This window comes from Dactylosporangium vinaceum, assembly GCF_019904175.1.
Classification (GTDB): Bacteria; Actinomycetota; Actinomycetes; order Mycobacteriales; family Micromonosporaceae; genus Dactylosporangium; species Dactylosporangium vinaceum.
In genome coordinates this window covers 6,357,016-6,375,267 of sequence record NZ_CP061913.1, presented here as the reverse complement: position 1 = coordinate 6,375,267, position 18,252 = coordinate 6,357,016, and the positions used below count along the sequence as shown (strand labels likewise).

Annotated in this window: 12 protein-coding genes; 8 read left to right on the top strand and 4 right to left on the bottom strand. The window is 72.8% G+C overall.

The window, feature by feature from the left end:
* The first annotated feature begins 1 nt into the window (after position 1).
* The 4 genes from Dvina_RS28635 to Dvina_RS28620 all read left to right on the top strand — a co-directional run bounded on the left by Dvina_RS28635 (position 2) and on the right by Dvina_RS28620 (position 8,597).
* Entirely contained in the window at positions 2-871 is an 870-nt protein-coding gene (locus Dvina_RS28635) for a carbohydrate ABC transporter permease (RefSeq protein WP_223092438.1), read from the top strand.
* Between the two features lie 8 nt (positions 872-879).
* Positions 880-3,537 carry a glycosyl hydrolase family 28-related protein gene (locus tag Dvina_RS28630; RefSeq protein WP_223092437.1) on the top strand — a complete coding sequence of 886 codons (2,658 nt, stop codon included), beginning with the start codon at positions 880-882 and terminating at the stop codon, positions 3,535-3,537.
* A 34-nt stretch (positions 3,538-3,571) separates the two neighbouring features.
* Positions 3,572-6,532, top strand: a complete 2,961-nt coding sequence (locus tag Dvina_RS28625) for a CBM35 domain-containing protein (RefSeq protein WP_223092436.1) — start codon at positions 3,572-3,574, stop codon at positions 6,530-6,532.
* A gap of 460 nt (positions 6,533-6,992) precedes the next feature.
* Positions 6,993-8,597, top strand: coding sequence for a glycoside hydrolase family 13 protein (locus tag Dvina_RS28620; RefSeq protein ID WP_223092435.1), 1,605 nt, complete (start codon positions 6,993-6,995; stop codon positions 8,595-8,597).
* Between the two features lie 204 nt (positions 8,598-8,801).
* Here Dvina_RS28620 and Dvina_RS28615 read toward each other — a convergent pair whose 3' ends face one another.
* From Dvina_RS28615 to Dvina_RS28605, 3 genes are all read right to left on the bottom strand, one after another.
* Positions 8,802-9,638, bottom strand: coding sequence for a TIGR03620 family F420-dependent LLM class oxidoreductase (locus tag Dvina_RS28615; RefSeq protein WP_223092434.1), 837 nt, complete (start codon positions 9,636-9,638; stop codon positions 8,802-8,804).
* 261 nt (positions 9,639-9,899) lie between these two features.
* Positions 9,900-12,815, bottom strand: coding sequence for a cation-translocating P-type ATPase (locus Dvina_RS28610; protein ID WP_223092433.1), 2,916 nt, complete (start codon positions 12,813-12,815; stop codon positions 9,900-9,902).
* A complete protein-coding gene (locus Dvina_RS28605) occupies positions 12,812-13,351 on the bottom strand; it encodes a Chromate resistance protein ChrB (protein ID WP_223092432.1) in 540 nt (179 codons plus the stop codon). Before Dvina_RS28605 ends, Dvina_RS28610 begins: the two co-directional genes overlap by 4 nt.
* Before the next feature lie 150 nt (positions 13,352-13,501).
* Between Dvina_RS28605 and Dvina_RS28600 the strand changes: the two genes are divergently transcribed.
* Both Dvina_RS28600 and gap read left to right on the top strand, forming a co-directional pair.
* Positions 13,502-14,521, top strand: a complete 1,020-nt coding sequence (locus tag Dvina_RS28600; protein ID WP_223092431.1) for a GlxA family transcriptional regulator — start codon at positions 13,502-13,504, stop codon at positions 14,519-14,521.
* Between the two features lie 25 nt (positions 14,522-14,546).
* A complete protein-coding gene (gene gap / locus Dvina_RS28595; protein ID WP_223092430.1) occupies positions 14,547-15,551 on the top strand; it encodes a type I glyceraldehyde-3-phosphate dehydrogenase in 1,005 nt (334 codons plus the stop codon).
* 112 nt (positions 15,552-15,663) lie between these two features.
* Here gap and Dvina_RS28590 read toward each other — a convergent pair whose 3' ends face one another.
* Positions 15,664-16,650, bottom strand: coding sequence for a LacI family DNA-binding transcriptional regulator (locus Dvina_RS28590; protein WP_223092429.1), 987 nt, complete (start codon positions 16,648-16,650; stop codon positions 15,664-15,666).
* 86 nt (positions 16,651-16,736) lie between these two features.
* Here Dvina_RS28590 and Dvina_RS28585 point away from each other — a divergent pair, with 86 nt between their 5' ends.
* The gene (locus Dvina_RS28585; protein WP_223092428.1) at positions 16,737-17,705 is read left to right on the top strand and encodes a DNA topoisomerase IB; all 969 of its coding nucleotides are present in this window, start codon (positions 16,737-16,739) and stop codon (positions 17,703-17,705) included.
* Between the two features lie 23 nt (positions 17,706-17,728).
* The gene (locus Dvina_RS28580) at positions 17,729-18,187 is read left to right on the top strand and encodes a MarR family winged helix-turn-helix transcriptional regulator (protein ID WP_246655378.1); all 459 of its coding nucleotides are present in this window, start codon (positions 17,729-17,731) and stop codon (positions 18,185-18,187) included.
* The last annotated feature ends 65 nt before the right edge of the window (positions 18,188-18,252 follow it).

Sequence of the window (18,252 nt, the reverse complement as noted above, 5' to 3'; positions counted from 1 at the left end):
TATGCGCACTTTGATCTCGCCCGCCCGGCTGCATCGTCCCGGGGCCCGCCGCGCCTACTGGATCGTCGTCGCGCTCGTCGTCGTCATGTTCACGATCGTGTTCATCGGCCCGCTGTACTGGATGGTGACCGGGGCCCTGAAGTCCGGCGCCGAGGTCGCCCAGGTCCCGCCCACGCTGTATCCGCAGGACCCGCAGCCGGGCAACTACGCGGAGGCGTGGACGGCGCTCAGCCTGGGGCGGCTGCTGCTCAACACGGTCTGGTACGCCTTCGGAGCCCTCGCCTTCCAGCTGGTGTTCGACGTCGCCGCCGCCTACGCGTTCTCGAAGCTGCGCCCCGCGTTCGGCAACGTCCTGCTGGCCATGATGCTGGCGACGCTCATGATCCCGTCGACGGTCCTCGTGATCCCGCAGTACGTCACCGTCATCGACATGCCCCTCGTGCACTGGAACATGCTCGACTCGCCGTGGGCGATCTGGCTGCCCGCGGTCACCAACGCGTTCAACATCTTCCTGCTGAAGCGGTTCTTCGACTCGATCCCGGCCGACCTCATGGCCGCGGCCGCGATCGACGGTGCCGGCCCGCTGCGCTCGCTGTGCTCGATCGTGCTGCCGATCTCCCGGCCGATCCTCGGCGTCGTGTCCATCTTCTCGCTGACGGCCATCTGGAAGGACTTCCTGTGGCCGCTGCTGGTGGAGCCGTCACCGGACAACCGGACCGTCAACGTCGGCATCTACGCCTTCTCGCAGGGCCTCACCCAGAACGTCGTCATCGCCGGCGCCGTCATCGCCGCCGTCCCGACCGTCGTGTTCTTCCTGATCTTCCAGAAGAACATCATGTCCGGCCTCACCACCGGCAGCCTGAAAGGCTGAAATCGACCATGACACGTCTCCTGCCGCGTGCTGTGTCCGCGGCGGCGCTCGTCGCTGCCGTCCTGTGCCACCCCGCCCCGGCCGGCGCGACCGCCGCCCCGCCCGGCGCCGACACCCCGTTCACCACCTACGAGGCCGAGAACGCGTTCACGAACGGTGCCCGGCTCGGGCCCGGGTACGCCTTCACCACGCTTGTCGCGGAGGCGTCGGGGCGGCGGGCGGTAAGCCTGCGGGCCGGGCAGTGGGTCGAGTTCGTGCTGTCGGCCCGGGCGGACGCGATAAACGTCCGGTACTCGTTGCCCGACGGCAGCCCCGACGCGACGCTACGCGTGACGATCGGCGCCTCGCCGGGTGCCTTGAACGTTTCCTCACCGGGTTCCTTGCCGAGCGCCTCGATCGGCGCCTCGCTGGATTCCTCGCCGGGCGGCTCGATCGGCGCCTCGCTGGGTTCCTTGCCGGGCGGCTGGAACGGTGTTTCGGCGGGTGCGTTGCCGGGCGGCTCGAACGATGCTTCGGCGGGTGCGTTGCCGGGCGGCTCGAACGGTGTTTCGCCGGGCGCGTTGCCGGGCGGCTGGAACGGTGCCTCGCCGGGTTCCTTGCCGGGTGCCTCGACCGGTTCCTCGGCGGGTGTCGAGCTGCCGGTGACCGCCCGCTACTCGCACGTGTACGGCAACTTCCCGTATACGAACAACCCTGCGGACGGCGGCGAGCATCACTACTTCGACGACACCCATGCGTTGCTCGGCCGCACTGTGCCGGCCGGTTCGCGGGTCCGTCTGACCGCCTCGACGTCGATTTCGATCGACCTCGCCGATTTTGAGCTTGTCGGTCGATCGTCGATGAAACCCGACGGTTTTGTCGATGTCGTCGATTTCGGTGCCGACCCGACAGGTGTCGTCGATTCTGGTCCAGCAGTGCAGTCCGCGCTCGATGCGGGGAAGGCGCAGGGCAGGGGCGTCTGGCTGCCGGCCGGGACCTATCGCGTGCCGCGGCACCTCACCGCCTCCGGAGTCACGGTTCGCGGCGCCGGGCCCTGGCACACGGTGCTCTCCGGTCGCGGAGTCGGGGTCTACGGGGACGGGTCCGCGGCCGTGCATCTCGCGGACTTCGCGATCGCGGGGGACACCGTCGTGCGTGACGACTCGACCTCGGACAGTGGGCTCGGTGGGGTCATGGGCAGTGGGTCCACTGTGGACAACGTGTGGATCGAGCACACGAAGGTCGGCATGTGGTTCGACGGCCCGAGCGACGGTCTCACCGTGAGTCACGCCCGGATCCAGAACACGATGGCCGACGGCGTCAACCTGCACAACGGCGTCGCGCACACCACGATCCGGGACACGTACGTCCGCAACACCGGCGACGACGGCCTCGCGATGTGGTCGGACGCCAACGCCGACCACGACAACGCGTTCGTCCACGACACCGTGGTCGCCCCGCTGCTCGCCAACGCCTTCGCCGTCTACGGCGGCCGCGACAACGCCGTCACCGACAGTGTCGCTGCCGACACCGTCACCCAGGGCGGCGGCATCCACGTGGGCAACCGCTTCGGCGCGGTACCGCTGGCCGGGACGACGACGATCGCCCGCAACGTGATCCTGCGCGCCGGCGCCCTGGTGCCGAACCCGCCGGAGGAGGTCGCCGCCCTGTGGTTCTACGCCGCCGACGCCCCGATGGCCGGCGCGATCGACGTGCACGACGTGTCGATCGTGGACAGCCCGTTCGCGGCGGTCCAGTTCTTCGGGCAGCGGATCGACAACGTCCGGCTGGACCGGGTGGCGGTCATCCGGGCCGGAACGTTCGCGCTGCAGCGGCAGTCGCCCGGCTCGGCCCGCCTGTCCTGGCTGGTCGCCGCGGGCCTGGGCGCCTCCGGGCAGTACAGCTGCGGCAGTGGCTTCTTGCTCGAGCGCGGCCCGGGCAACCTGGGCTGGTCGTCGTCGCGGTGCGGCTTCCCACCGGCCGGCGCCCTGCGGCTGAGCGCCGACGCCCTCGACTTCGGCAACCTGGCCCTGCACTCCACCGCTACCAGGACGGTGACGGTGGGCAACCCCGGCCCGGACCCAATCGTCATCCGCGGGCTGCACACCCCGCCCGGTTACACCGCCACCACGCCGTGCACCCGAATCCCGGTAGGCGGCACGTGCACCGTCACCGTCGGCTTCAACCCCGAGCACGCGGGCATCTTCGCCGACCGGATCATGCTGGAGACGAGCTCGCCGGCCGGCCCGTACGTCGTGTCCGTCCGCGGCATCGGCTTCGACCCCGACGGCAACCTGGCACTGGGCCAGCAGATCGCGTCGAGCTCGCAGGCACTGTCGTGGCTGGGCCCGGCGAACCTGGTGGACGGCGATTCCGGCACCTACTTCGAGTCGGCCGGCAACGCGTTCCCCCAGACGGTCACCCTGGACCTGGGCGACGAGCGGACCGTCGGCCGCCTGGTCCTTCGCCTGCCCGCCAACTGGGGCACCCGCACCGAGCGGATCGCGGTCAGCAACGGCACCGCCCCGCTCGTGGCCGCGGCCGGCTACACGCTGAACCCCGACACCGGCAACGCGGTCACCATCACCTTCCCGCCGACCACGCTGCGCACTCTGACGCTCACGTTCACCGCCAACGACGGCTGGCCCGCCGCGCAGCTGTCCGAGCTCGAGGTCTACGCGCACTGACCCCGTAACCGTTCGTCCGAAGGGAGGACACCCCATGCAACGACGACTGATCGCCGGCCCGCGCCGCCGGGTGATCGCTGCGGCGGCCGCCACTGCCGCGGTCATCGTGGGCGCCGCCATCGCCCTCAGCGCACCCCCGGCCGCTGCGGCCACCGCCACCTATCAGGCCGAGTCGGCCACCCTGTCCGGCGGCGCGTCGGTCGCCACCGATCACGGCGGGTACACCGGCAGCGGGTTCGTCGGCGGGTACACGGACGGCAACAAGGGCAGCGCGGCCACCACGTTCAGTGTGCAGGCGGGCAACCAGCTCGCGCTGCGCTACGCCAACGGGACCGGGTCGGCCAAGACGCTGTCGCTGTACGTCGGTGGTGTGCGGCTGCGCCAGATCAGTCTGCCGGCCACCGCGAGCTGGGACACCTGGGGCATGGCGACCGAGGCGGTGAGCCTGACGGCCGCTTCGAACACTGTCGCGTACCGGTTCGACAGCGCGGACTCCGGCAACGTCAACCTCGACAGCCTGACCGTGTCGACGGCCGCCGCCGGCGGTCTGGAGGCGGAGAACGCGGTCCTGTCCGGCGGGGCGGTCGTCGCCTCCGACCACGGTGGGTACACCGGCACCGGGTTCGTCGGCGGGTACACGGACGGGAACAAGGGCAGCGCGGCGACCTCGTTCACGGTGCCGGCCACGGGCTCGCTCACGCTGCGCTACGCCAACGGGACCGGGTCGGCCAAGACGCTGTCGCTGTACGTCGGTGGTGTGCGGCTGCGCCAGATCAGTCTGCCGGCCACCGCGAGCTGGGACACCTGGGGCATGGCGACCGAGGCGGTGAGCCTGACGGCCGCTTCGAACACTGTCGCGTACCGGTTCGACAGCGCGGACTCCGGCAACGTCAACCTCGACAGCCTGACCGTCGGACCGGCATCCAGCCCGAGCGCCTCGTCATCGCCATCGCCGACGCCGTCGGCATCCACGTCCGGCGGGACCGGCGGCACCGGCGGTTCCGGGGCGGGCTACGAGGCCGAGACCGCGTTCTTCTCCGGTGGACCGCGCCTCGCGACGGCGGCCGGCGGGTATTCGGGCGGCGGCTACCTGACCGGGTTCACGGCGGTCGGAGCGCGGGTCATCGTCGCCGTCAACTCGCCGGCCGCGGGATCGCGGCAGGTCTCGCTGCGGTACAGCAACACGTCGGGGGCCGCGCAGCCGCTGTCGCAGTACGTCAACGGGATCAAGGCCGCTCAGGTGAGCCTGCCGGCCGCGGCGACCTGGACCTCCGCGACGCAGACGGTGACGCTGCGGGCCGGGGTCAACCTCATCGGCTGGCAGGTCGACACCGCGGTCAACGCCGACGGGATCAACATCGACTCCGTCAATGTCGACGGTAGTCAACCACTGTCGAGCCGGGGTGCGACGGTGCCGTACGTCGAGTACCGCGCGGCCGACGCCACCACCAACGGCACGAAGCTCGCGCCCAGCCGGACGTACCTGAGCCTGGCCAGCGAGGCGACCGGGCGCTCGGCCGTGCAGCTCACGAGCACCGGGCAGTACGTGCAGTTCACGCTGACCAGGCCGGCCAACGCGCTCACCATCCGCTACTCGATCCCGGACAGCGCCGACGGGGCCGGGGCCGGCGCGCCGATCTCGCTCTACGCGAACGGCGCGCACGTCAGGGACATCGCGCTCACCTCGAAGTACTCGTGGGTCTACGGCGCCTACCCGTACACGAACGTGCCGTCGCAGGGCTCGGCCCACCACTTCTTCGACGAGGTGCGCTCGACGATCGGCGACTTTCCCGCCGGTACGGTGCTGAGGCTGCAGAAGGACGCGGCGGACACGGCGAGCTCCTACACGATCGACGTGGTCGACGCCGAGCAGGTCGCGGCCGCGTACTCGATGCCGACCGGCTTCGTGTCGATCACCTCCGCGGGGGCGACGGCGAACGACGGTACCGATGACACCAATGCCGTGAACAACGCGATCTCCACGGCCCGCTCGTCGGGGCAGGGAGTGTGGATTCCGGCCGGGACGTTCGACATCACGAGCCGGATCAACCTGGCCGGGGTGGCGGTGCGCGGCGCCGGGCAGTGGTACAGCACCGTGCGGGGGCGCAGCGGCAAGGGCGGCTTCTTCGCGACCGGCTCCGGCGTCACCATCGCCGACCTGACGATGTCCGGCGACGTCACCTACCGTGACGACACCAACTTCGACACGGGCATCGAGGGGAACTTCGGCACCGGCTCACTGCTGTTCGACGTCCGCATCGAGCACACGAAGACCGGCCTGTGGGTCGGCGCGGGCACCGACGGTCTCTACGCCGTCGCCCTGCGTATCGCCGACACCATCGCCGACGGCGTCAACCTCAACGCCTACAACGGCACCGTCCAGAACGTCCGCCTCGACCAGTCGGCGATCCGCAACACCGGCGACGACGCCCTGGCGATGTTCTCGCAGACGCACGCGGTGTCGAACTCGGCGTACACGTTCAACACGGTGCAGTCCCCGCTGCTGGCCAACGCGGTCGGCATCTACGGCGGCAGCGGCAACACGGTGGCCGACAACCTGCTCTCCGACACCGTCACCGGCTCGGCCGGGATCGCCGTCAGCAGCCGGTTCGGCATCCCGTTCAGCGGCCCGACCACGGTCACCCGCAACACTCTGACCCGCACCGGCGGCCACGAGCCGAACTGGAACTCGGACCTCGGCGCGCTGTGGATCTACGCCAACCAGTCCGACATCACCACCCCGGTCATCGTCTCCAACCTGTCCATTGTGGACAGCACATATCAGGCGGTGCTGCTGAGTGACGGCCACCGCATCGCCGACCTGCGGCTCGACCACGTCGTCATCACCGGCGCCGGCACCTGGGGCATCGACCTCCTCAATGTCACCGGCGCCATGACGGCCAGTTACGTGACTGTCACCGGCGCCGCGGCGGGCGGGCTGAACAACCCGGGCAGCTTCGTCATCACCCGGGGGCCCGGCAACACCGGCTGGTAGTCGACACACGGCTGGCGGGGCCCGGCGAACGACCAGCGGCAGCCGGCAGCCGGTAGCTGGCAACCGGCAGCTGGAAGCTGGTAGCCGACTGGCGACCAACCGCGACCGGCCACCAGCGGCGACCAACTGCGACCGGCCACCGGCAGCGGGCAGCGGCGACCAACCGCGACCGGCCACCAGCGGCGACCAACTGCGACCGGCCACCGGCAGCGGGCAGCGGCGACCAACCGCGACCGGCCACCGGCGGCGGCCACCGATAGCGGCGGCTGGCAGCGACGGACGGGGGCTGAGAACACCCGCTGTAACCGGTCGCGCCGGCGGGTGCGTGGCGACGGCGGCCGGGATCGGTGGCACCCGCTGTGACCGGTGGCGCCGGCGGGTGGGTGGCGTCGCCGGGCGGCGGTGAACACACCAGCGGTAAGCGGTTCGGCACTTTCGGTTCAACGAGGGGATCACGTTCATGCCCGGCCCGACCTGGTGGCGCACGGCCGCCATCTACCAGATCTACCTGCGCAGCTTCGCCGACGGGAACGGGGACGGCGTGGGGGACCTCGCCGGCCTGCGGGCGCGGCTGCCGTACCTGCGGGACCTGGGCGTCGACGCGCTCTGGCTCACGCCGTGGAACGTGTCGCCGATGGCCGACGGCGGGTACGACGTGGCGGACTACCGCGACATCGACCCGCTGTTCGGCACCCTTGCCGACGCCGAGCGGTTCCTGGCCGAGGCGCACGCGTGCAACCTTAGGATCCTCGTCGACCTGGTGCCGAACCACTGCTCCGACAGGCATCCGTGGTTCCGGGCGGCGCTCGCCGCGCCGCCCGGGGACCCGGCCCGCGAGCGGTTCTGGTTCCGCCCCGGCCGGGGGCCGGCCGGTGAGCTGCCGCCGAACGACTGGCGCTCGTACTTCGGCGGCCCGGCCTGGACCCGCCTGCCCGACGGTGAGTGGTACCTGCACATGTTCGCCCCCCAGCAACCCGAGCTGAACTGGGAGCACGAGGGTGTGCGGGCCGAGTTCGAGGACGTCCTGCGCTTCTGGTTCGACCGCGGCGTCGACGGCTTCCGCATCGACGTCGCGCACGGGCTCATGAAGACGCCGGGCCTGCCGGACGTCGGCCCGGAGCCGGACCCGGCCGACCTGCCGTACCAGGACCACGAGAGCGTCCACGAGATTTACCGTGCGTGGCGGCGCATCGCTGACAGTTACGTCGATCCGCGCGTGTTCGTGGGTGAGGTATGGCTGCCGACGACGGCTCAGTTCGTGCGCTACCTGCGCCCGGACGAGCTGCACTCCGCGTTCAACTTCGACTTCCTGTGCTGCGCCTGGGAGCCCAACGCGGTCCGCAAGACAATCGACGACACCGTGGCCACCCACCACCTGGTCGGCGCGCCACCGACCTGGGTCCTGTCCAACCACGACACGATCCGTCACGTCACCCGCTACGGCCGCGAGGACACGACGTTTGACCTCGGCAACCGCCGTCACGGTGCGTACACGGACCTTGACCGGGGCCGCCGCCGCGCCCGCGCCGCCGCCCTGCTCACCCTGGCCCTGCCCGGCGGCGTCTACGTCTACCAGGGCGACGAGCTCGGCCTGGCCGAGGTCGAGGACATCCCGCTCGCCCGGATCCAGGACCCGACGTGGGAGCGCTCCGGGCACACCGACCGCGGCCGCGACGGGTGCCGCGTCCCGCTCCCGTGGGCGGGCACCGCACCCCCGTTCGCCTTCTCGCCGCCGGGGTCGACGGCCCCGTGGCTGCCCCAGCCGCAGTCCTGGTCGACCCAGACCGTCGAAATCCAGGACTCCGATCCACAATCGACGCTGCGGCTGTACCGCCAGGCCCTCGCCCTGCGCCGCGAACACCTCGTGCACCTGCCGGAGGACCCGGCCTGGCTCGCCGGCGACGACGGGGTCCTGGCCTTCCGGCGCGGCGACACGTTCGTGTGCGTCGTGAACTTCAGTGGTGCTGGTGCGAGGCTGCCGCAGTACACCCGAATCATGCTCTGTAGTGACGTGGTGACCGATGGCCTGCTGCCGCCGGATGCGTGTGCGTGGCTGCAGGTGTGAGCGCTCGGTGATCGTGTGAGAGGCCGGCTGTGTCATGACGTGGTGACTCGATGGCCTGCTGCCGCTGGGATGCGTGTGTGTGGCTGTGGGTGTGCGCGCTCGACGATCGCCCGTGGGTCCGGCTGTGTAGTGACGTGGTGACTCGGTAGTGACGCGGTGACTCGGCGACGCGGCGATCTGCTGCCGCGGGATGTGTGCGCGTGGTTACAGGTGTGCGTGCTCGGCGATCGCGCGCAGGGCCGGCGTGATGTCGCTGTCGGCGGGCTGGACCTGTACGCAGACGTGGTCGGCCCCGGCGTCCAGATGGGCCCGGACCGCTGCCGCGAGCGTGTCCGGCCCGCCGTGGGCGATGATCGCGTCGACGAGCTCGTCGCTGCCGCCGCCGGCCACGTCGGCGTCGGTGAACCCGGCCCGGCGCATGGTGGTGGTGTAGTTGGACATGCCGAGGTAGCGCGACAGGAACGCCCGGGCCGCGCGCCGACCCGACTCCGGATCGGCGTCGAGCACGACTGTCTGCTCGGGGGCGACGAGCGGCCCGGCCCCGAGCGTGGCCCGGGCCTGGCGTGTCTGCGCCGTCACGGTGAGATACGGGTGCGTGCCCCCGGCCCGCGCCGCCGCCATGGCGAGCATCCGCGGCCCGAGTGCGGACAGTATCCGGTCCGTGACGGGCACGCCGCGGTCGTCGAGCACGTCCAGGTACGCCGACATCGCCTCCACGGGCCGCGCCCGCCCCGCGTCCGCCTCCCGGTGCCCGGACCCGATCCCGAGCAGGAGCCGCCCGGGATGGCGGGCCTGAACCCGGTGGTACGCCGCCGCCAGCTCGGCCGCGTCGGCCCGCCAGATGTTGACGATCCCGGTGGCCACGACGAGCGTCTGTGTCGCATCGAGCACCGCCTCGGCCGCCAGCAGATCGGCGCCGGGCGACCCACCGAGCCAGAGCGTGCCATACCCGAGTGCCTCGATCCGCCCGGCCAGCACCGCGTCGACGAGCCCGACGCCCCGCCAGACCCCGATCGCCCCGAGCCGCTCCCGCCACCCCATGCCGCCTCCAAGCCTCGCCGATGCCGTCACCACAATCCTGGCACCGGACGGTGAGCACACGCCCTGACCGCACCGGCCGCGACCGTCGCATCCGAACGCCACAGGGCCGGCAGGCCGCCCGAGCCGGAGCTTGCGTTGCATTGGCGGCGGCGGTCGCGCCGGGTGTGATCTGGTGTCGGCCCCGGTCGCGGATCGTGGTGCTGCGATTACCGGGTCGGACGGTAGCGCAGCTCCGGCGACGTCGCACTGGGGCGGGTGTGGTCAGAGGCGGTCGCGCAGGTGCGTGGCGCGGGCGGTTGCCAGGGACAGGATGACGGCGGCGGCGACGGTCAGGGTGACGATGGCCGTGTCGCGGGCTGTGAGGGGATCGAGGTGCAGGAGGCGGCCGGCCGGGGTCAGTGTGGCCAGTAGCGCGACGGCCGTGGCGGCTGCGGCCCAGGCCGGAAATGCGGCGTTGGTACGCCACGCCAGCCCGGGCCGGGTCCGCAACGTCCACGCGATCAGGGCGTGGCCCGCGAGCCAGCCGAGGACGGCGGCGGCTCGGGCGGTGGGTGGGTTGTCGTGGGCCAGCAGCAGGTATCCGGGCAGGACGGCCAGGGTCAGCGTCACGGCGACTGTCGCGATGGCGGTGACCGCGGCGCGGTCCAGGAAGCGGGGGCCGGACGGGCGGGGCGGGCGGTGCATGGCGTGCGGGGCGGTGGGCTCGGCGACGAACGCGACTGAGGCGCCGAGGTCCATGAAGATCTCGAGCAGCACGATGTGGACCGGGGCGAACGGCACCGGCAGGCCGGCCGCGAGGGCGGTGAGCAGGACGATGACGAGGGCGACCTTCGCCCCGAGGTAGAAGGCGACGGCCCGGCGCAGCTGCGCACCGATGTTGCGGCCGGTGGCGACGGCGGCCACCACTGTCGGGTACGCGTCGTCGGTCAGCACGATGTCGGCGGCGGCCCGGGCGAGGTCGGCGCCGCGGCGGCCCATGGCGATGCCGACGTCCGCGGCCGCGAGGGCGGGGGCGTCGTTGGCGCCGTCGCCGGTGACGGCCACGGTGTGACCGCGGGCCTGCAGTGCCTGGACGAGGCGATGCTTGGCGGCCGGGGTCGCCCGGGCGACGACGGTTCCGTGCACGAGCAGCGGCGCCAGCTCCTCGTCGCTCGCGTCGGTGAGGAGGTCCCCGCGCGCGACCAGCCGCCCCGCGGACGGCCCGGCGGTGGCGAGCCGGCCGGCGGCGGCGGACAGCCCGGCGTTGGCGAGCCGGTCGGCGGCGGCGGGCCGGTCGGCGTCGGGCCGGCCGGCCGCGGTCTCGCGGGTATCGCCGGGCCGAGCGATCGTGGTGGTACCCGGTCCATGCAACGTTGCAACCGGCGCGGCGCCCGCTGCGGTGGGCAGGCCGGCCGCGGCGGCCACCGCGGCCGCCGTCTCCGGATGGTCGCCGGTGACGACGATCGTGGCGACCCCGGCGCCTTGCAACGTGGCAACCGCGGCGGCGACGTCGGGGCGCAGCGGGTCGGTGAAGCACGCCAACCCCGTGAACCGCAGCCCGGCCTCCACCTCATCCCGCTCGCCCACGCCGCCGGCGAGATCCAGATCGCCCACGCCGCCGGTGGCATCGCGATCGGCTGAGCCGCCAACGACCTCCCGCTCGCCCGTGTCGCCGGCGAGGTCGCGATCGGCTGAACCGCCGGTGAGGCCCCGGCCCCCGGTGGAGGCGCCGTCCGCCGAGCCGCCCGCGAGATCCAGATCGACCGGGCCGCCGGTGGGCTCGTGGTCGGCTGGGTCGCCGTCTTCGGCTGGGGCGGTGGGGGTGCCGGTGAGTGACCGTTCCGCGAAGGCGATGACCCGCAGGCCCCGCCGCGCCCGGTCCGCGACCTCGGCCTCGATGCGGGCCCGGGCGGCCGGGGCCAGGACGCAGCGCTCCAGCACCGCCTCCGGGGCGCCGGCGACGGCCAGCCGCAGGCCGTCGCCGGCGGTGCGGTGCACGCGGCTGAGGAGCTTGCGCTGCGGGTCGAACGGGTGGCCGGTGAGGGCCGGGCCCGGCTCCGCGATGCCCTCGGCGGCGGCCGCGGCGAGCAGCTGCTGCTCCATCGGCTCCCGGCCGCCCGGCGGGTACGCGGCGACGGCCGTCGTCAGGATCGCCCGGCGGTCGCCGACGAGCTCGGTGAGCTCGAGCCGGTTCTCGGTAAGCGTGCCGGTCTTGTCGGTCACGATGACGTCCACGGCGCCGATCGTCTCGCCGGCCCGGAGGCGGCGCAGTAGCGCACCGCGGCGGGCGAGCCGGCGGCCGCCGACGGCGAGCAGGACCACGACCAGGATCGGCAGCTCCTCCGGGACCGTGGCGAAGGCGATGGTGAGGCCCGACAGGAGCATGTCGCGCACGGGCTGGCCGGCCAGGACCCCGACCAGCGGGACGGCGACGCTCGCCGCGATCGCGATGACCAGGACCGCCTTGGCCAGCTGGGTCAGGGTGCGCTGGAGCGGTGTCGGCGGCTCCCGGGTCTCGGCGACCAGGCGGCCGAGCCGCCCGAGTTCGCTGTGCGTGCCTGTCGCGGTGAGCACCGCGCGGCCGTCACCGGCGACGACAGCGGTGCCGGCGTGCAGCATGCTCGACCGCGCCGCCAGGGGCGTGCCGGCCGGGACCGCGACGGCGCTCTTGCCCACCGCCGCGGCCTCGCCGGTCAGCGTCGACTCGTCGACCCGCAGGCCCCGGGCGGCGATGACGCGGGCGTCGGCCGGGACCACGTCGCCGGCCTCGACGGCCACCACGTCGCCGGGCACCAGGTCGGCCGCCGGCACCTCCCGGACACCGCCGGGTGTGACGAGCCGCGCGGTCGGTGCCGTCATCGCCCGCAGCGCCTCGATGGACCGGGCCGCCCGCATTTCGGTGCTGGTTTCGAGTACCGCCACGACCGCGATGACGGCGGCGATGGCCACGGCGTCGGACAGCTCCCCGAACACGGCGGACAGCACGGCGACGGCGATCAGGAGCAGCTGCAGCGGCTCGGTGAACGCCTCGGCCAGCTCCGGCAGCCAGCGTTTCGGCCGGCGCACCGGGCCCGGCCGGTTGGGCCCGTACCGTGCGCGCCGAGCGGCCCGTTCGGCCGCCGGGAGCCCTGTGGCGGTACCCCCCAAAGCATGAAGAACGGCGTCGGCGGGCTCGTCGAAGTAGGTGTGCGCCGTCATGCGGGCCCCGCCTCGGCGTGCAGGGCGGCGGTCTCGAACGCGGCCAGGGCCTCGGCGCAGGCCTCGACCGCCGCGGCCGCCGCCCTGCGCCCGGGTGCGCCGAAATGGTCCCGCGCCGTGATCTTCGCCAGCCAGGACCGGAACCGCTGGAGGTCGGCCTCGGACTCCTCGACCTCGGCGTACGTGGCCCGGCCGCGCCCGGTCTCCAGCGCCAGCTCGGCCAGCAGCTCGGGGGTGCGCTCGCCGACCTCGGCGTATTCGGCGTCGCGGGCGGCGTTGAACTGGGCGACGAGATCCGCGTACTGCGCCGGGTCGGGCACCGTGATCGTGTACACCTGCGCCACGCCACCGTCGGCGCGGACCCGGCCGGTGAGGCGCTGGACCTGCCGGACGATCGGCGGGCGAGCCGGGAGCAGGCACACCGACTGCTGGATGTACAGCGCGCCGAGCGAGCGCAGCTTGCGCCAGATCATCACCCGCACGCTCGCCGCCGCACCGGCCGTCGACGTGCTGATGAGCAGGAGTGGCTCCGGCATGTAACGAGCGTAACAGTCGACGGTTGCGAATGTTACGTCCGGCACGCCAGGCCGTCGATCGGTGCGGCCGGGCGAGCGGTGGCGGGAAACTTGCGGTGCATGGCTATCCGGACACTGTCGCGGCGCCGGCGGTGATGTGACGCTGCTGGTGTGGAGGCGATTCACCGCGTGGTGGTCCTGGTGCTCGACGGGGCCAAGCCGCTCGACGTGGGCATCCCGGCGCAGGTGTTCACCAACCGGCCGGGGATGCCGTATGCGGTGCACGTCTGCGGCGCGGCGCCCGGGCTCGTCGCGGGTGGCGACGGGCTGGCGTACCATGTGGCCGAGGGGCTGGAGGCGTTCGACGCGGCCGACACGATCTTCATCCCGGGGTACCGCAACCCCGACCGCGACGATCCGCCCGCCGAGGTCGTCCGGGCGCTGCGCCGGGCCCACGCCCGCGGGGTGCGGCTCGCCGCCATCTCGACCGGGGCGTTCGCGCTCGCCGCGACCGGGCTGCTCGACGGCCGGCGGGCCACCACCCACTGGCACTACACGCACCAGCTCGCCCAGAAGCACCCCGGCATCCGGGTCGACGAGGACGTGCTGTTCGTCGACGAGGGGGCGGTGCTCACCTCGGCCGGGGCGGCCAGCGGGATCGACCTCTGCCTGCACCTCGTCCGCCGCGACCACGGCGTGGCCCTCGCCAACGTCGTGGCCCGGCGGCTCGTCGCGGCGCCGTACCGCAGCGGGGGGCAGGTGCAGTACATCCCGCGCAGCGTGCCCGAGGTGGTCGGCGAGCACTTCGCCGCGACCCGGCACTGGGCCCTGGAGCGCCTCGGGGAGCCGCTGACCCTGGCCGACCTGGCCCGCAACGCCAACGTCAGCGAGCGGACGCTGTCGCGGCGGTTCGTCGAGGAGACCGGCTACACGCCGACGCAGTGGATCCTGCGGGCCCGCGTCGACCGGGCCCGGGAACTGCTGGAGCGCAGTTCGCTCGGCGTGGAGCAGATCGCCGGCCAGGTCGGGCTCGGCACGGGCTCGAACCTGCGGCTGCACTTCCAGCGGATCCTCGGGACGTCGCCAAGCGAGTACCGCCGCACGTTCGCCCGGCCGGGCGTGCCGCTTGACGAGCGCCGGCGGCCTGGCGCGATGCTTGCGGAGACTGGCGAGGCGTCGGCTGTCGCCTAAGCCGACAAAAGCCCACCATTACGACATGACCACACGAATTGCCATCAACGGGTTCGGGCGCATCGGCCGCGGGGTGCTGCGGGCGATCCTCGAGCGGGGCAGCCGCCTCGAGGTCGTCGCCGTCAACGACCTGGCCGGGCCGGACGTGCTCGCCCACCTGCTGCAGTACGACACCACCCTGGGCCGGCTCGACCGCCCGGTCGTGGCGGCCGGCGGCGCGATCATCGTCGACAAGCGGGAGATCCGGGCGCTCGCCGAGCGCGAGCCGAAGGCGCTGCCGTGGCAGGAGCTCGGCGTCGACATCGTCCTGGAGGCCACCGGGCGCTTCACCGCCGCCGACGCCGCGCGGGCCCACCTCGATGCGGGTGCCGCGAAGGTGCTCGTCAGCGCCCCCTCGGCCGGCGCCGACATCACGCTGGCGTACGGCGTGAACAGCGACGGGTACGACCCGCAGCGTCACACGATCGTGTCCAACGCCTCCTGCACGACAAACGCCCTGGCCCCGCTCGCCGCGGTGCTCGACGAGCTGGCCGGGATCGAGCACGGGTTCATGACGACGGTGCACGCCTACACCCAGGAGCAGAACCTCCAGGACGGCCCGCACCGCGACCTGCGCCGGGCCCGCGCCGCCGCCGTCAACATCGTGCCGACCACGACCGGCGCCGCGAAGGCGATCGGCCTGGTCCTGCCCCAGCTCGACGGCAAGCTCTCCGGTGACTCGATCCGGGTGCCGGTGCCGGTCGGCTCGCTGGTGGAGCTCAACGCGTTCGTCAGCCGCGACGTCACGCGCGACGAGGTCCTGCACGCCTACCGCAACGCCGCCGAAGGACGACTGCAGGGCGTGCTGGTGTACTGCGAGGACCCCATCGTCTCCAGCGACATCGCCGGCGACCCGGCGTCGTGCATCTTCGACTCGGCGCTGACCCGGGTGGACGGCCGCCACGTGAAGGTGGTCGGCTGGTACGACAACGAGTGGGGCTTCGCCAACCGCGTGGTCGACACCTTGGAGCTCATGGCCGCCGGACGGTGAGCCGGCCGGTCACGCGCGGCAGCCGGCCGGCGCGCGGACGCCCTCGCCGCGGACGGGTGAACCGGCGCGGCGGCCGAGACGGGGGAGGGTGCAAGAAGCGGCGTGAAGATCGTCAGTCGGCCGGGGCGGCGGCGGTGGAGCCGCGGACGATGAGCTCCGGTTCGAAGAGCTCCTCGTCCAGGGAGACCGGGCGGCGTTCGATCTGGGCGACCAGGGCGTTGACCGCGGCCACACCGATCGCGGCTATCGGCTGGCGGACGGTCGTCAGCGGCGGGTCCATCATCGGCATGTAGACGGAGTCGTCGAAGCCGACCACCGAGAGCTGCTCCGGCACCCGCAGGCCCTGCTTGCGGGCGCCGCGGATGGCGCCCAGGGCCAGGGTGTCGCTGGCGCAGACCACGCCGGTGGCGCCGGCGGCCAGCAGCGCGGCTGTCGCGCTCTGGCCGCCGGCGATCGAGAACAGGGTGTGCGCCACCAGGTCGGGGCGGCCGGTCAGCCGCAGGAACTCGGCCAACTTGCGCTCGGACGGGACGTGGCCACGGGGGCCGACGATCAGACCGATCCGACGGTGGCCCAGCTCGCGCAGGTGCGCCACGGCCAGGTCGGCCGCCTCGGCGTCGTCCACGGCCACGCGCGGTACACCCGAGTTCTCGTCGGCCTCGTTGATCAGCACGATCGGCAACCTGCGGGCCCGCAGCGCCTTGACCTGCTCCGGGCCGGCGTCGACGTAGCTGGCGCCCACGAACACGATCCCGGCAACCTTGCGGGCCAGGAGCATCTCGATGTAGTGGGCCTCGGACACGCCGTCGGCGGTGCGGGTGCACAGGACCGGGATGAGCTGGTGACGGACCAGGGCGCCGGCCATCGCCTCGGCGTAGGCGGGGAATATCGGGTTGTGCAGGTCGGGCAGCACCATGCCGACCAGGCTCCCGAGCTCGCGCCGGTGGCGGGTCGGGCGCTGGTAGCCCAGGACGTCGAGCGCGGTCAGGACCGCGTTGCGGGTGTCGGCGCCGATGCCCGGGACGTCGCGCAGGACGCGGCTGACCGTCGCCTCGCTGTATCCGGCGTACTTCGCCACCTCGGAGAGCCTCGTCACCACCCGGCCAATGTACCGGGAAAGAATCGCCGCTGGTTGTGCAAGAACTTGCGCGTTTTGGTGATGATCGGCCGGGTACCGGCGACGCCATGCGACTGCGGCGTAGTCAGCTGGACAAACAGGGTTTCGGCCGGCGCGGGTCCGGTCGCGGCTTCGCGTACCTGGACACCGACGGGAAGCCGCTGCGGGACGCCGACGCCGTCGAGCGGATCAAGGCGCTGGTCATCCCGCCGGCCTGGAAGGACGTCTGGATCAGCCCCGACGCGCGGGGGCACATCCAGGCCGTCGGCACCGACGCGGCCGGGCGGCGGCAGTACCTCTACCACCCCCGGTGGCGCGAGCAGCAGGACCGGGTCAAGTTCGACCACGTCCTCGAGGTCGCCGAGCGACTGCCGGGGATGCGCGACCGGGTCCGCCACGACCTCACCCACGGCCGCGGCCTGAGCCGGGACCGGGTCCTGGCCGCCATCGCCGGGCTGCTGGACCTCGGCATGTTCCGGGTCGGCGGGGCCGAGTCGGCCGACCGCGCCGAGGACCCGTCCTTCGGGCTGTCCACCCTGCGCCCGGACCACGTGCGGTGCAGTGGCGGCTGCGTGCTGCTCGAGTTCACCGGCAAGTCCGGCATCGAGCACGCCTCCGGGGTCGACGACGGGGAGATCTGCGCCGTGCTGCGCGAGCTGCGCAAGCGGCGCCGGGGGCACAACCGGCTGTTCGCATACTGGGACCCGGCCGTGAAGCGCTGGCACGAGGTGACGGCGGGGGAGATCAACGAGTACCTCCGGGAGGTCACCGGCGAGCAGATGTCGGCCAAGGACTTCCGCACCTGGCACGGCACCGTCACCGCCGCGCTGGCCCTGGACGAGGCCGGCCCGCAGCCGACCGAGACGAAGCGGAAGAAGGCGGTGGCCGGGGCGATGAAGCAGGTCGCGGAGAAGCTCGGCAACACGCCGGCTGTGGCGCGGGCCTCGTACGTGGACCCGCGGATCGTGGAGGCCTACGAGGACGGGGAGACGGCCGGCAGCGAGCACGAGGTCCGGGAGCTGTTGGACTCCGCGTGACCCCGGCGTGGTCCAATCGAGGTATGGCGGTGCGCGACGGTATGGCGGCAATCGGCTCGACTCTGGACCCCGCGCGCCTGACGGTCGCGGTCGAGCGGGTCTTCAGCGTGCTGCGGCAGGGCAATCCGCCCAACGACATCAGCCTGACCGCGGCGTCCACGATCTGGCGGCTGCAGCAGGAGGGTCCGCGCAAGCTCACCGACCTCGCCGCGGCCGAGGGAGTCACCCAGCCGGCCATGACGCAGCTCGTGCAGCGCCTCGAACGTGAGGGCCTGGCCCGGCGGGCCGACGACCCCTCCGACCGCCGGGTCGTCCTGGTCGAGGTCACCCAGGCCGGCATCGACCTGCTCCAGCGCCGCCGCGAGGTGCGCGCCGCCCATCTGGCCGCGCTCCTGGAGGACCTCAGCGCCGAGGACGAGGCCAGTATCGCGGCCGCCCTGCCGGCCCTCGAGCGCCTGGCCCGGGACCGCCGCAGCGCGTAGGCCGGGCCGGACGGGGCCGAGCCGCGGCGGCGCCGGGTCCGCGGCCGCTGTGGTGATCTCACCAC

Excerpts from the sequence above, each read along its gene's own strand:
- Dvina_RS28635 (WP_223092438.1), top strand. The coding sequence starts at position 2 with ATGCGCACTTTGATCTCGCCCGCCCGGCTGCATCGTCCCGGGGCCCGC.
- Dvina_RS28630 (WP_223092437.1), top strand. The coding sequence starts at position 880 with ATGACACGTCTCCTGCCGCGTGCTGTGTCCGCGGCGGCGCTCGTCGCT.
- Dvina_RS28625 (WP_223092436.1), top strand. The coding sequence starts at position 3,572 with ATGCAACGACGACTGATCGCCGGCCCGCGCCGCCGGGTGATCGCTGCG.
- Dvina_RS28620 (WP_223092435.1), top strand. The coding sequence starts at position 6,993 with ATGCCCGGCCCGACCTGGTGGCGCACGGCCGCCATCTACCAGATCTAC.
- Dvina_RS28615 (WP_223092434.1), bottom strand. The coding sequence starts at position 9,638 with ATGGGGTGGCGGGAGCGGCTCGGGGCGATCGGGGTCTGGCGGGGCGTC.
- Dvina_RS28610 (WP_223092433.1), bottom strand. The coding sequence starts at position 12,815 with ATGACGGCGCACACCTACTTCGACGAGCCCGCCGACGCCGTTCTTCAT.
- Dvina_RS28605 (WP_223092432.1), bottom strand. The coding sequence starts at position 13,351 with ATGCCGGAGCCACTCCTGCTCATCAGCACGTCGACGGCCGGTGCGGCG.
- gap (WP_223092430.1), top strand. The coding sequence starts at position 14,547 with ATGACCACACGAATTGCCATCAACGGGTTCGGGCGCATCGGCCGCGGG.
- Dvina_RS28585 (WP_223092428.1), top strand. The coding sequence starts at position 16,737 with ATGCGACTGCGGCGTAGTCAGCTGGACAAACAGGGTTTCGGCCGGCGC.
- Dvina_RS28580 (WP_246655378.1), top strand. The coding sequence starts at position 17,729 with ATGGCGGTGCGCGACGGTATGGCGGCAATCGGCTCGACTCTGGACCCC.